The sequence below is a fragment of the Armatimonadota bacterium genome (genome assembly GCA_036504095.1).
Taxonomy (GTDB): Bacteria; Armatimonadota; DTGP01; order JAKQQT01; family JAKQQT01; genus DASXUL01.
In genome coordinates this window covers 13,304-27,343 of the sequence record DASXVS010000071.1, presented here as the reverse complement: position 1 = coordinate 27,343, position 14,040 = coordinate 13,304, and the positions used below count along the sequence as shown (strand labels likewise).

General features: G+C 62.9%; 12 protein-coding genes. 5 read left to right on the top strand and 7 right to left on the bottom strand.

Features of this window, described 5'->3' with window-relative positions; translation table 11 throughout:
- Positions 1–22: 22 nt before the first annotated feature.
- Both VGM51_15655 and VGM51_15650 read right to left on the bottom strand, forming a co-directional pair.
- Positions 23–2,506, bottom strand: coding sequence for a tetratricopeptide repeat protein (locus VGM51_15655; protein ID HEY3414474.1), 2,484 nt, complete (start codon positions 2,504–2,506; stop codon positions 23–25).
- 357 nt (positions 2,507–2,863) lie between these two features.
- Positions 2,864–5,926 carry a M4 family metallopeptidase gene (locus VGM51_15650; protein HEY3414473.1) on the bottom strand — a complete coding sequence of 1,021 codons (3,063 nt, stop codon included), beginning with the start codon at positions 5,924–5,926 and terminating at the stop codon, positions 2,864–2,866.
- A 450-nt stretch (positions 5,927–6,376) separates the two neighbouring features.
- On the opposite strand from VGM51_15650, the gene VGM51_15645 reads away from it, so the two are divergent.
- Entirely contained in the window at positions 6,377–7,126 is a 750-nt protein-coding gene (locus VGM51_15645; protein HEY3414472.1) for an HAD-IA family hydrolase, read from the top strand.
- Positions 7,127–7,242: 116 nt separating this feature from the next.
- Here VGM51_15645 and VGM51_15640 read toward each other — a convergent pair whose 3' ends face one another.
- Complete coding sequence (locus VGM51_15640) at positions 7,243–7,692, bottom strand: c-type cytochrome (protein ID HEY3414471.1); 450 nt, start codon at positions 7,690–7,692, stop codon at positions 7,243–7,245.
- On the opposite strand from VGM51_15640, the gene VGM51_15635 reads away from it, so the two are divergent.
- Positions 7,685–7,807: a hypothetical protein gene (locus tag VGM51_15635; GenBank protein ID HEY3414470.1), complete on the top strand. Its 123-nt coding sequence runs from the start codon at positions 7,685–7,687 to the stop codon at positions 7,805–7,807. The two genes, VGM51_15640 and VGM51_15635, sit on opposite strands and share 8 nt — an antisense overlap.
- Here VGM51_15635 and VGM51_15630 read toward each other — a convergent pair.
- From VGM51_15630 to VGM51_15615, 4 genes are all read right to left on the bottom strand, one after another.
- On the bottom strand, positions 7,798–8,934 hold the full coding sequence (locus VGM51_15630) for a DegT/DnrJ/EryC1/StrS family aminotransferase (protein ID HEY3414469.1): 1,137 nt from the start codon (positions 8,932–8,934) through the stop codon (positions 7,798–7,800). The two genes, VGM51_15635 and VGM51_15630, sit on opposite strands and share 10 nt — an antisense overlap.
- 26 nt (positions 8,935–8,960) lie before the next feature.
- On the bottom strand, positions 8,961–10,367 hold the full coding sequence (locus VGM51_15625; GenBank protein ID HEY3414468.1) for a phosphoglucomutase/phosphomannomutase family protein: 1,407 nt from the start codon (positions 10,365–10,367) through the stop codon (positions 8,961–8,963).
- Positions 10,368–10,573: 206 nt separating this feature from the next.
- Positions 10,574–11,731 carry a multiheme c-type cytochrome gene (locus VGM51_15620; protein ID HEY3414467.1) on the bottom strand — a complete coding sequence of 386 codons (1,158 nt, stop codon included), beginning with the start codon at positions 11,729–11,731 and terminating at the stop codon, positions 10,574–10,576.
- Positions 11,732–11,848: 117 nt separating this feature from the next.
- Positions 11,849–12,028: a hypothetical protein gene (locus tag VGM51_15615; GenBank protein HEY3414466.1), complete on the bottom strand. Its 180-nt coding sequence runs from the start codon at positions 12,026–12,028 to the stop codon at positions 11,849–11,851.
- Positions 12,029–12,212: 184 nt separating this feature from the next.
- On the opposite strand from VGM51_15615, the gene VGM51_15610 reads away from it, so the two are divergent.
- The 3 genes from VGM51_15610 to def are packed head-to-tail and all read left to right on the top strand — an operon-like array spanning position 12,213 to position 14,033.
- Positions 12,213–12,977: a helix-hairpin-helix domain-containing protein gene (locus VGM51_15610; protein ID HEY3414465.1), complete on the top strand. Its 765-nt coding sequence runs from the start codon at positions 12,213–12,215 to the stop codon at positions 12,975–12,977.
- 18 nt (positions 12,978–12,995) lie between these two features.
- The gene (locus tag VGM51_15605) at positions 12,996–13,538 is read left to right on the top strand and encodes an ACT domain-containing protein (protein HEY3414464.1); all 543 of its coding nucleotides are present in this window, start codon (positions 12,996–12,998) and stop codon (positions 13,536–13,538) included.
- Complete coding sequence (gene def / locus VGM51_15600) at positions 13,539–14,033, top strand: peptide deformylase (protein HEY3414463.1); 495 nt, start codon at positions 13,539–13,541, stop codon at positions 14,031–14,033. It begins immediately after the preceding gene.
- Positions 14,034–14,040 lie beyond the last annotated feature (7 nt).

Below are 14,040 nucleotides of genomic sequence, written 5' to 3'. Positions count from 1 at the left end.
GACCGCGCCGGCTCCCCTTATGCTACGCGGCGGTTTTGTCACGGCTGTCCGGGAAGCGGGCCTCCAGGGCCTCGGCCGTCTTGTGTATTCCCTGCAACCTGTAGAGGTCGCGGAGCCGGCGCGCCGTCGCAATGGTATCCGGATGCGTCGGGCCAATCCCCTCTTCCCGCGCATTCAAGGCCCGTTCATAGAACTCCCGGGCCTCATCAAATCGCGCGCCCTCAAAACAGAGGATTCCCAGGTTATGCAGCGCCAGGGTCGTGTAGGGATGCTGCGTACCCAGCGTCTTCTCCCATATGGCGAGGGCGCGCCGAAAAACGGGCTCCGCCTCCCCGGGGCGATGCTGCAGGTGGTAGTGGACGGCCAGGTTGTTGAGGCTCAGTGCCGTATCCGGGTGCTCCGGCCCGAGAGCCTTCTCCTGGACAGAGACAGCCCGCAAGTGCATCGCCTCTGCCTCGGGATGCCGGTCAAGGTGCGCGTAAACGGAGGCGATATTGCTGAGGCTTTCGGCCACCTTGGGATGGTCCGGCCCGAGCGCTGCTTCCCGGATGTCCAGCGCCCGCCTCAACAGGGCTTCCGCCCCATCATTGTCACTCCTCTTGAAGCAATTCACCGCCAGCGATGTCAGGCAATCGGCGGTCCCCGGATCCTCGGGGCCCAGGTTCTTTTCGCGGATGCTAAGGGCGCGCTCCAGGAGAGGCTTGGCCTCGAGGTCTCGCGCGCGGTCACCTATGTAGGTGGCGGCATAGAGCAGCAGGTCCGCGGATTCCGCATCCTCGAACCCCTGCTCCTCCACCCACCGCACTCCGACCAGAGCGTGCGGAAGGAGGCGCTCGCAGAGCCCCCAAAGAGAGAAGTCCGGGTCCGGGAAGGCGAGCGCCAGGGCGTGTACACAGCGCTCCTTCCACATCCGCTGCGCGGCGCTGGACATTCCCTCCTGCAGGACGCTCTGGACCAGCCGGTGCAGGGAGAGAGTGTGGGCGTCGGCGTCCCGATGCAGAAGCGAGAACCGCGTGGCTTCTGCAACGGCATCGTCCCAGACATCCTCGTCATCGCCCATCTCGCAGAATCGGCCTCCAAGCGCCCGGGCGCCTGTACGGAAGAGTTCGTCAGGGATCGCGTCCGGAGCGAGAAACGCACAGGCGCGGACAAGGTCCGCCCCCGCGCTCTCCGGATCGAGCCGGCTGAAGGCGAGAGAGAAGGTGATCGTCACGGGATCGTGCTGACCGGCGCCCTGCCTGCCCGGCTTTCCCAACAGTTTCATGCGCTCACGCGTATACCGATCGCGATAATCTGCGGGCGTCCGTTGGCGGTTCAGGATATAGGCGCCCGCCTGGTCGAGCGCCAGGGGGAGGCCTCCAACAATTTCGCTGAGCGCAAGCGCCGCAACCCTGTCATTCTCGGATGCATCCTCGAGAGACTCATTCGACTCGATGCGTCCTGCGCGCCGAAGCAGCAAGATCGCCCCGTCCTCCACGCCCATGGTCTCCACTCGCGTGACTTTCATCCCCGGGCTGATCACCCCGGCGCGCGTGGTCAGCAGAACATGCCCTCTCCCGCCCGCCGGTATGAAATGGCGAGCGGACTCCACTTCATCGGCGTTGTCAAGGATGAGGAGCCAATCATCGTTCTCCTCGAACCACCGCTGCACAGCCTGGACTGTCCACCCCTGATCCGGAGCGTCCTTCTCCGGCAGATCCATACGGAGCGCGATCGCAGCATAGCCTTCACGGAGCGAGGTTTCGGTATCAGCGAGCACCCAGAAAGCCTGCCGGTATGCTGCCCGGTTGCGGCAGGCATACTCGAGGGCTATTTGCGTCTTTCCGACACCGCCCATTCCGCTGAGCGCCGCGACCCGCGGCCACCTGTCGTCGCGGCATTCCCATAGGGCGGACCGGATACTTTCCAGCACGTCCTCGCGCCCGGTGAATACCGCGTTCCGCTCGAACGAGACGCCGAAAACCGCCTTCCGGGGCCCGTTCGCTCCGGGTGGCGAGGCGGTCTCCTCCGGGTGCAATGCGCCGGGTCCGAGACTGGGCGCCTCCGGCGGCAGATGGCGTATAACTTCGTCAGTCAGGCGCGCCCAGACGGCTTCCTGCTCGATGGCGGGCATGCTGAGAACGGGCGTCGCGGGATCATTCACAGCCTGAAAGCGGGAAAGGCCTCGGTCCCGTAGAAACCCGCATGGGCTCAGAATGACACACAGGACAACGATCCCGTCGCGGTCGGCCGCATCGAGCACAGCGGGGACCTCCACTCCTGTGATGTAGTCCGACGCATAGAAATCGGCGCTGACGAGGAGAACCACGATACGGGCGGCGGCCAGAGCGGATCGGATCTCGAGATTGAATTGCTGACCGGGGCGCAACCGGGTGTCCGCCCAGAGGTCCAGTGAGCCGGCTCGCACGTAGGGCTTCAGGTGGACCTGAAGGCGTTCAAGAGCGGCCACATCTCTGTGGCTGTAACTTACAAAGATCTTGGCGCGGGCCGGGTATGTCCCTTCCACGTTGTGCCTCCCGATGAGCCGCGATTATAATTGTGATTATACACCCTCGGCCTCCGGCGCGCGCCGAACTGCTATGCGCTTGATACAACTTGGCAGCAAGACCGAACCTTTCGCGGCAAACACGAGGCAAAGCGCTTCCCGGGCTCCGGCCGCCGGACCCGATTACCAGGGGGGTGCTTGAGCCCGATGCGCGGCCGTTTGAGGGATCGAGCGTCACGTTCTCAAAAGGAAGTTATCGGCGTCATGGCGCGAAGGCCGCGTGCGTCAGACGAAGCATCCGGCCGTGGCGGCCAGGTGATTCCTGGCCGCCACAGCCGAAACATTCATGAAGGATATCCCGGAAGCCAGCCCCCTCTCTTATCCCAAGCCCACCACCTTGCGGGCGATGGCGACGGCATCCTGCAGGGTGATCTTTCCCGCGGAAGCACCGAGGTCCACGAGGTTCAGGCGCGTTTTGTCGTCTGCGCCGGCAGTGGCGATACCTGCCGAGAAGGCCAGGGCGCGCCTGACATCGACGAACGTGTAAGGCACCGAGCCACCCAGCACAAACCACCGCGCGTTATAGACGGGGAACTCGGTTCCATTGTTCAGCAGGCTCAGGGCGGTCAGATTGTTAGCCGCCAGGTCGTAGAAGCACAGACGGTTCCTCTGCGGCGCGGCGAAGCACACCTTGGTGTCATCCGGCGAGAAAGTGGCACGCTGACCGTCGTTGACGTATGTCCCATCGTTCAGGAGGATTTGGTCGATATTGAGCGTCGTCTCTATCCCTCCCCGAATGATGACGGTGTCGATGTAGGTTCCGGCGAAGGTGGTGGTGAAGGTGTTGTAGGCGATCAGGTCAGGGTTTGTGTTGCCGTAGGTTGGATTGCCGACGCTCACACCAATCGGCTGGCCGGGCTCCAGGTCGTAGATGCGGTTCGTCGTGAAATTGATTTCGCCCATTCCCCAGTACTCGACCGTATTCCCGTTGATGCTGGTCCGGTGCAGGCCGTCGAAACCGATCTTCGGGAAACCCATATTGGGCGACCACGAGAGAACGTCCGCGTACTGGATGGTCTTATCCACAGCCCCACCATCGGAGGCCTGCAGGTCCAGCGTGATGGGATAGAGCTGGGCGCCGTCGAAGATGTACACCGATCGGTCGGCTGACGTTGGAGCGGCATCCATGACCGCGAAGCGGCCGTCCGGCGAGATGACCGCGTTCCAGAGGTCGCCATCCTTCGCGATGTACAGATTCGGGAAGTAACGTACCTCGCCGGTTTGAACGTCAACGAAGGAAAGGTGCCCGGTTTGACTGATGTACCAGATGGCGCTGCCGTCCAACGGCGTTGAGAGTTGCGACGCGTCATCCATCTGCGCCGTCGTGCGGGCTTTGGTGGCGCCTCCGAACAATGTGTATGTCTGCGCCGCCGGATCGTAGAGGCCGATGGAGCCGTCTTGGGTGATGAACGTGACGTACGGTGTGCCGCCGGTGACCGGCGGGATGATGCTGCCCGGGGGCGGTACGGTCGGTATTCGGATTCCAACGGCATCGAACGCGTTGTTGACGGCGGTGACCTCCGCGCCGGCGGCCCCGAAGAGGTCCTTCGCAGATTGCACCAGCGCGTTTCGGCAGTCGGCGAACTGGCTGGTGCGGGTCAGGTACTTTGTCAGCGCCCGGTAGTATATCTGCTGCGCTTTGGTGCGGCCGATCGCGGTGATGATAAGCGCGGCGGCGTGGTTCGGAATGCCGCTGTTGGTATGGACTCCGCCGTTGTCGGACGTTGTGTTAACATAAGCCGCCATTGTCGCGGGCTGCACCGCGTACACCTGCGGGTTGTCCGGCTGTCCCATATCCCGCAAAGCGATGCCCTGCCCAGGCTGCATGACGGTCGAACCGATGAGGAAATTGGCCGGGTTTCCGATCATCAAGCCGAAGAAATCGGCGAACGATTCGTTGAGCGCTCCGGCCTGCGTTTCATACACGAGGTTGGCCGAATGCTGAACCACCCCATGGGTCATCTCGTGTCCCGCCACATCGAGGCCACCCGCCAGAGGCTTGAAGACGGTGGCCCCGTCCCCGTAGAACATCGCTCTTCCGTTCCAGTAGGCGTTGTCCAACCCGCCGCCGCCCGTGTCTGCAACGTGCACAACGGAAAGAATGGTGCCATCGGCATCGTCAATCGCTTTGCGGCTGAACGTGTTGTGGTAGTAATCGTACGCGGTTTTGGCGTTGAAATCGGCGGATACTGACGCCTTGTCCGCCCACTGGTTGTTCGGAGACGTCGTGTAGTAGTAGGTGGGTGCCGGGCTTGCGCCGGGGGCCTGGCCGCGCAGGTCCAGTATCTGGCTGCCACCAAGCATGGAGTCGGGCAGCTGAGATTTCGCCGCGTCGTAGTTCGGGAGATCCCAGAAGAGGAAATACTCGCCGCCGGCGTTCTGCCAGGATCGGAAGGTCTGCGTCTGGCCGTTCAGGTCCACGCCGCTTGCGTCGGCGAATCCGACGGAGCAATACTCCGGTACGCGGTGCAGGATGCCTCCCGCGATGGCATCCACCAGATAAGTCCACTTCTCGAGGAGGTTGGCCTGAACCGTCACCGCGTAGGCAAGCGCCGCGGCGCCGCCGCTGATGTATATTACCAGCTCGGCTTGCGGGGCGGTGTAGCCGAACTTCGCCGCGACGCTGTTGGACACGGGCGACCAGCGGAATTCGGTCCGCAAGTTGGTGATGGCGGCGCCCACGGCATCATCTGCCGAAATGACAGGCGCCGTCGCCACGCCCACAGGGGTCGGATCGTACTCACCGTTCAGGACACGCAACTGGCCGGAACCGTCAACGTGCACATACAGGTCCCGCGCCCAGACCGGGATGCCTGCATATATTTGCTGGAAGCGCACATGCTGGAAGCCCATGTCGTCCGTTTGGACGTTCATCGGGCGGAGTTCGGCGGCCGGATCCCGCAGGCGGAGGATGGGAGCAAGCGGTTGAAGCGCAGCCAGGATGCGGGCCGGCAGGTCGGTCGGTGGCGGGGTGATGGCGGCGTTCGATATGGGTCCCGTTGCCATCAGGCTTGTCGTGCCGGATACCGCGCCAAAATTACCGTCCATCCAGCGGACGGTGCCCGCCTGGGACCTCTGGATGTGGGCGATGCCCGGCGCTTTCGCCGCGACGGCGTCCGACAATGAGCCGGCGGATTCGGGTGTACCGACGCCGCTCGTACGGGTCGCCGGGCCGGCGGGCACAGAGTACGCGAGAAGGCCCTGCGCCGGAGCGGTGCCCGGGTTGGGTCTGAGGGAAAAAAGTTCGGCGATGGAGCCGAGGGAAACAGGATGCCCCGCCGGGAGCGAGGTGGCGCTCGCGGGTGTCGTTGAAGGAGACGCCAGGAGCATAGCCGCGATGGCCGCGAGCCACAGGGGATGAGACAGTTGGAGCCGAGACATGGTTGCTTACCTTTCTGTCGGCCTGTGAGGTTGGGTCGCTATAGATTACAGCATGAGGGGCTTCACCTTCGGTGCTTCAGGAGAGGCGGGTGCTCCACGACGCCGCTCCGGGACCAGAGCCCCTTTGCCCCTTCTCGGCCCCGGCGGATGCCGCCGGGATATCACCTTTCGGGGGCGGATGAACGCATTTTATCCCATTCATCGAGATAAATCCACAGCGAACTCCTTATATATGCCCGATCTTGGAGTTCATCCCATCGGGGCACAGCGAGTTCCGGGTCTGGGTGGCCCGCCAAACCAAGCTGCGACGCCTGCGTGATACCCGGGCGCTCCTCCATCGTGTTAAAGCGGGTCATGTTTGGTAACACCGCCGCACATGCCTGAGGAGACGCTCCGCATGGCCCGATACAAACGATGGTGATGCGCAGTGTACGCGAAAGGACCCGTCTCTTGCCTCGTTACAGCTCGGTATTGTTTGACCTTGGTGGCACGCTGGTGTACCGCATCGTTTCCCAGGAGCGCATATTGCGGATCCTGTGCGACGAAATGCAGTTGCCCGTATCCGACGCTACCGATTGGAAAGGCGCCGCGACGATGTGGCGCGCTTACCACGCCGGGCATTCATTGGGCTGCCGTTCGGTCCCCGCCGAGCAGGCATTGCTTCGCACGGAAGCGCGTATGGTCCTCAACCACCTGACGAACGGACACGCCACCGAGGAATTGGTGGACCGGCTGCAGTCGGGCATCTGCCGTTCTTCGCGCTGGTGGGGAATCTATGACGACGCGATGCCCCTTCTCAACAGCCTGAAAGCATCGGGCCTCCCGTTGGCGATCGTGAGCAACTGGGAGCCCTCGCTGCCCGATTTCTGCCGCGAAATGGGCCTCGCCCACCTCTTCCCCGTTCTGGTATCCTCGATGGCGGAAGGGATCGAGAAGCCGTCACGCCGCATTTTCGAAATTGCGCTCGAGCGGATGGGCGCGTCCCCCGATGACTGCATTTATATTGGCGACGACTACCGGTCCGATGTGATTGGAGCGCGCGCCGCCGGTCTCACCCCGGTGCTGCTGGACCGGAACGAGCGCCACGCTGAGACCGACTGCATCAAAGTGAACGGGCTGGACCGCGTCCTCGACGTTCTTGATGGGACGCTTGAGGCTCCAACGGAACCGGTCGTCTGCGTTGGCGGCTACTCCTTGTAGTCACTGGACTCGCAGGCGCACACGATTGAAGGGCCCCGCCGCCGCGTCCATGCCTCAACTGGAGACTGGAGACGCGAAGGCGGGGCCCTCTTGTGTTTGGATCAGTCGGTAACCCGCTACTTCTTTGGAGCGCGGCCCAACGTGCGGATGTACGCCTCGACGGTGGTGATCTGCTTATCCGTCAGCTTGTCTTTCCAGACCGGCATCCGGCCCTTGCCGTTGCGGATGATGCCGATCAGCTCCGCATCGTCCTGCCCCTTCTGCCACGCCGGATCGGCGAACTTCGGAGCGCCGGCCAGACGGCCTTCGCCCTTGGCCCCGTGGCATCCCGCGCAGTTCTTGGCGAATATGTCTTTCCCGCTTGTACCGGATGCGGTGGCCGCTGCGGGAGCGCCCGGCATTGGCGGGCCCGCCGGCATCGGCGGTCCGGCCGGCATCGGCGGCCCGCCCGGCGCTCCTGGGGCTGCCGGGGGCGTCGCCGGGGGAGTGGTCACTGGGGCCGGTTTACAGCCCGCAATCATGGCTGAAGTGATGGCCACGACGGGCAGGAGATGGATAATGCGCATGTCTTCCCTCCTCGGTGGTAATACGCGCCGCCGCATCGGCAACGGCTCGTGTGTCTCCTCGAAACTGGGTGGGCGTCGCTGCCGGCGCACCGCCGATCACAATCTCTATGGCTGAAAGTCGAGAATGCGGGCCGCCACATACTCGATGTCGTCGCTCTTGAGCTCAGGGTACACGGGCAGGCTCAGTACCTCGCGCGCCGCGGCCTCGGCCTGCGGCATGCTGCCGGGGAGATATCCCAGGTTCGCGTATACTTCCTGCAGGTGCAGGGCCTGGGGATAGTAGATGCCGCTGTCAACTCCGCACTCAGCAAGGTGCTGTTTGAGCGCGTCGCGGTGCCTGCTGCGGATGGTGTACTGGTGGTAAATGTGCTTGCAGCCCGGCGCTTCGACCGGGGAAGTGACGACACTTGCCGCGAGGCGCGCGCTGTAGATGGCTGCGTGGCTTCGCCGGAGAGCGTTCCACTCATCGAGATGGCGCAGTTTCACACGCAAAAACGCCGCCTGCATTTCATCGAGGCGGCTGCAGTACCCGACGCGCTTATAGAAGTAGGACCCGCCGCTCCCGTGGAAGCGCAACAGTCGGGCCTGTTCCGCCAATTCGGCGTTATCGGTGACGATCATACCGCCGTCGCCGAAAGCGCCCAGATTCTTTGTGGGATAGAAACTGAACGCCGCAATGTCTCCCAGCGACCCTGCCGGCCGGCCCTTGTAGGACCCACCAATTATCTGGGCGGCGTCCTCGATTACCTTGAGGCCGTTCCTCTCCGCGATAGCGGAAAGGGAATCCATATCGGCCGCCTGGCCATAGAGATGAACGGGCAGAATGGCGCGTGTCTTCGATGTGACGGCCGCTTCGACTGCGGTGGGATCGATGGTGAAGGTAGCCGGGTCGATGTCCGCGAATACCGGCCGCGCGCCGGTGAGGCTGATCGTTTCGGCGGTGGCGAAGAATGTGAACGGCGTGGTGATGACTTCATCGCCTTCGCCGATGCCCAGCGCGAGAAGGCTGATCAGCAGCGCGTCCGTGCCGGAATTGACCCCTATGCCGTGCTCAACTCCGCAAAGAGCCGCGATCTCCGACTCGAGTTGCTTGAGCTCCGGCCCCAGGATGAACGCGCCCCTGGACATGACCTCCGCGTAGGCGCTGTCGATCTCGGCGCGGATGGCCTGATACTGCCCTGTCAAATTGCCAAGCCGGACCCGGCGGCGATCTTCTTCATTCGCAACCGCGGCGGAGCCAATCGGCGTCTCTTTCCGCGGGTTGTTGTCTAGCGACAAAGGGCTACTCCTTCATCCAGGAAACGCTGAACCTTTTCACAGGAAGAGCTTTCAGAATATACTCGGACCACCGGCTCGGTGCCGGACGGGCGCACCAGCAGCCACGATCCGTCATCGAACTCGAACCGCGTGCCGTCGCGCCGGTTGATGTTCCTGACTTCGACACCGGCAACCTGAGTGGGAGCCGCTGCCTTCACGGCTTCACGTGTCCGCTGTATGGACTCGGCGGATAGATGCAGGTCGCGGCGGTCGTAGCAGTGGAATCCTACGATCGGCCAGAGGTCTTCCTCAACCAGTTGCTTGAGGGATTTTCCGCGGTGGGCCATCATTTCGAGGAGAAGGAGGGCGTTCAGCTGGGCGTCACGCTCGGGAATATGCCCCCGGATACCGATCCCGCCGCTCTCCTCGCCCCCGATGAGCATCTGGGGATCCTTCATAAACTCGTCCGCGATCCATTTGAACCCAACGGAGCATTCCATCAGCGGCAGGCTGTACTTCGCGCACAGCGCGTCAATCATCGTCGTGCTGCTGATGCTTCGAGCCACCGGACCGCGCAAACCCTTGTCTTCGACCATGTGCATCAGCATGAGGGCGAACATCTCGTGCGGGCTCACGAAGCGGCCGGTCTCGTCCATCGCGGCGATGCGGTCGGCGTCACCGTCCGCGATCACAACGGCCTTGCCGCCGATGGCGACGACTTGTTTGGCGGTCGGCACCAGGTTCTGGGGGAGCGGCTCCGGGTTGATCCCGCCAAAGTAGGTATTTCGCTCACCGCGAAACTCGGTCGCGTCCACGCCGAGTCCCTGGAGGAAGGGCGCTAGATAACCGGCGCCCGAGCCGTACATCACATCGACGAGGATCGGACCGTGTATCTTGCGGATGACGTCGAGGTCAACGAACGCCTCGACGGCATCCATATACGGCGTCTTGAAGTCCATTGTCTGGATGCGGCCCTCAAAGTCGGCGGGCTGCGGGATCGGCGCTTTTTGCATTGCCTGCGCGAGTTTCTCGATGGGGCCTGTCAGATCGGCGTTGGCGCTGCCTCCGTAGGAAGCCTTCAATTTGTACCCGTTGTAGCGGGGCGGATTGTGGCTGGCGGTGATCATCACGCCAACCGAGGCATTCCGATGCTTGGTAACGTAACTCACGGCGGGGCTGGGGCACTCGGCGTCCGATAGAAGGACTTTGAAGCCGGCTGCCGCTATCTGCCGGGCGCAGAGGAGGGCAAAATCCTCGGACGAGAAGCGGCGGTCATAGCCAACGGCGACCGGTCCGGTTGCGCCGATGGACTTGAGGTGGTCGGCCGTGGCCTGCGCCACGATGCGGACGTTGTCGTACGTATAGGTGTCACCGATAACGCCACGCCAACCGTCGGTACCAAACTGAATAGGCGACAAGGGCTATCTCCTTGGAGAATACTAGGGTGTTCAAAGGGCAGGATAGCCCTGCTCCGAAAACCTTGTCAAACGTGGAGCGCGCTTGGGCAAGCGCTTGCCCGGTCGATTTCAGACATGCTGAACGGCAAACGGGGGACCGGCCACGTCTGTGGCGGTCCCCCATTATGTATCTATACAGTGCGTTTCGCCGAAAGCCCACGCCCGTGTTATGGGGCTGTCGGGGCTGTCGGGGCTGCAGCCGGTTTGTGGACGATCTTCTGGTGGTACGTGGCGAAGTCGAAGGCCGGGCTGTTGTCTTTGGTGTGGCACGTGACGCAGACGGTTTGTCCCGGGTTGGCGATCATCTTGGAGGGGTCGGCCAACTGGCGCAATCGGGCATCGACGTGTGCGGCGGCGGGACCGTGGCAAGCCTCGCACCCCACACCCTTCAGATCCCACCTCGGCATGGCAACGGAATATCCGCCCGGTTTGTCATTGGCCACCACATGGCAGCCGACGCAGTCGGCGCGCTTGGCGGCCTGGCCTCCGTCTTTCTGTTCCAGGGTAACCATCGCGGCGAAATGCTTCGTGGTCTTCCACTGATTGAACTCAACGGAGTGGCAGGAGGCGCACATATAGGAGCCTGCCCAATCGCTCTTCTTGACTGGAACGCTCGGCTGAGCGGCGACCATCGGGGGCACGATTTTGGTCTGCTTCTCGTGGAAATCCTTCACCATGGCGGCCATCGCCGGATCGTCCGCAAAGGTCGCATCCATCGTATAATTGCGGAGGTCATAGGAAGCAGGCTTCAAGTCCTTGTCCAGCGTGATGCCCAACTGCCCTGCATAACGCCCGCGATCGGCATTCTGGACGAGCATGCTCTTTCCAACCGGCAGCATGTTATGCTCGAGAGCGCCTTCGAGCCCCACGACCATCACGTCCACCCCGGGGTTGGCTTCAAGCAGTTTGCGGCCGCTTTCCCTTTGACCGGCAAACATGACGACGACTACCGTCGCCTTGCGCCGCGCTGTGGGAACAAGCTGCTTGAGCGCTTCGTCCGGGCTGCTGACTTTCCACGGCTTGTCCGTCGGCGAATTCGCCGGCGATGGCAGCGCGAGATATGGATCATCGCCCAGGAGGCCGATGATGGCGACCACCACGGTCTTTCCCTCCGACGTTTTGAGCCGTTTGTAGAGGATCGGCGGCGCAATCGGCTTTCCGTCCTTGGGCCCGCCCTGGTAGGTCACGTTGGCGGAGACGAGGATCGGCCTTGCCGCAGGGGGGAGGCGATCCAGGTCCGGCAGGTCGCTGGAACACAGCGTTGCGGCGTCGAATTTCATGCGCGTGTACGCGTCCCACAGGGTTGAAACCTGCAGATCGTTCACGGGTCCACCGCTGAGACGCATGCCCCCCGCGAAGAGCGCGAGTTCGGCAGGGTGGTCCTTACGGGATTTATTGATGTAGGTCGCCCAACGGGCGATACCGCCGTACTGGCCGGAGTGTCACCCACAGGGTTCGACATACCCGCGTACACCACCAAGAAAGTCGATCACCAGGTCCCCTTTCACGGGGGACACGGCCTCGGCGGCGAGCACGCGAGGCGTCGTGGCGCAGTCGCGGCATCTTGCCAGCGCGACCAACGCGAGACAGCCCACCATGGCGTAGAACAGGAGTTTTTTCATATGTCTCGTTTCGCGTTCAATCACGAGCGCCACTCTCCCCAGGCACTATACCCCTGAGCGCGCTCAACGTTACTAACGTTATAACACACTTTTCGCGGTTGCGACGACCCGGCACTGTAAACTGGACCGCTATTGTGCCTGCGTGCTATACATTTCTCCAACGTTGGCTCCGCTGGAGGTTGGCATGCCGCCTTTGTCAAAGTGGCACGTCTGGTGGGTAATTGGCCTGTCTCTTGTCTGTGTCCTGTTTTCCGCAACCGTGTGGCGTCGGAACTCGGCGACTCCAGGGCGGGTGACCTTCACGGAAGCGCCCGCCCCCAACCGCGATGCGTCGGGTGCGGCAGTGGCGCCGGTGGACGGGCCGATATTCGTTCACGTGACGGGCGATGTGGCAAAGCCGGGCCTCTATCGCGTGCCGGCGGGTTGCCGGGTGATGGACGCAATATCGTACGCCGGGGGCGCCAAAGAGACCGCCAACCTCGACGCTCTCAACCTGGCATCGCCATTGCGGGACGGGCAGAAACTGATGGTCCCCTCCGTGGCAGACGTCCCCGCTTCCGATCCGGGAGCGTACCTTACAGACTCCCCTGCCCCCGCGCCTCCTCCACCGGTGCTGGTTCGACCGGACCCACCCCAACCCGTACAAAAAGTCGAATCGGAAAGCGCACTGGCCGTGACGGACGCCGAGGGGGCAAGTTCGGCTCCGCGGAGAGGATCCGTGGCCAAGCTGAGGCGGCCTGGCGACGGGACCGTGGACATCAACAACGCCACTGAGACGGAATTGCAGAGGCTGCCCGGTGTCGGACCGGCCACCGCTGCAAAGATACTTGCATACCGTCAGGAGCACGGCAGCTTCAGCACTGTTGAGGAGTTGATGGAAGTAAAGGGCATCGGGCCGGCTAAACTGCGTAAGATGCAGCCGTTCGTTGTGCTGCAGGAACCTCATTAGACGACGGGTGGAGGCGGCATGGCGAAACATCTGGTGTTGACGGCAATCGGACGGGACAGGCCGGGCCTCGTTGCGGGAGTAACGGACGCGCTGCTCTCCAGCGGCTGTAATGTAGAAGACTCGTCCATGACGCGGCTGCGCGGCGAATTCGCGATGATTCTGCTGGTGCGGCACCCGGATGCGCCGGTCGAGCCGTTGCGAAGGCGCCTTGACACGGTTCGGGATGGGCTGAAACTTGTCATCAACCTCCGCGAACTCAAATCGGCTGAGGTGAACCCGCCAGAACAAGAGGGAGACTCCTATCATATCTCGGTTTACGGCGCCGACACGGTGGGCATCGTCCACGCCATTGCCGAGACGCTGGCGGACCGCAATGCCGACATAACCGACCTTCGCACGGCCCTCGCGGGAACGCAGGATCAGCCGGTCTACATTATGCAAATAGAGGCGCTCGCAGCTCCGGACGAGGATTTTGAGGGGCTCCGGTCGGCGTTGAGTGAAGCCGGCCGCCAACTGGGAGTCGACGTGTCGGTCCAGCGCCTCGATGCGGTGACGCTGTAGATGGCCGTCCGTGACATTCTACGCCTGCCCGATTCACGCCTGAGAGAGAAGTGCCTGGATGTCAATCCGGGGACACTCACCCAGGAGATCGCGCGGGATCTGCTCGACACGATGAACAGCGTCCCGGGCGTGGGAGTCGCGGCGCCGCAGATCGGGTGTGGATACCGGGTAGTGCTGGTTGACGCGGGCCGAAACGCCAAATGCGAGGAACACCACGGGCTGTTGATACTAGTGAACCCGGTGATCAGCGCATCGTCCGGTTCGCAGGTATTCAAAGAGGGGTGCCTGAGCGTTCCGCAATATCTCGCGCGAATCAAACGGGCATGGAGCGTGACCGTGGAGGCCGTCTCCCCCTCGGGCGAGCCTGTGCACATTGAAGCCCGGGGATTCGAAGCGGTGGTCCTGCAGCACGAGATCGACCACCTTGACGGAATTCTGTTTCTCGATCGCGTCCGCGACATGAAACGCGATCTGTTTGACCGCGTCACGCGATAGGCCCGCT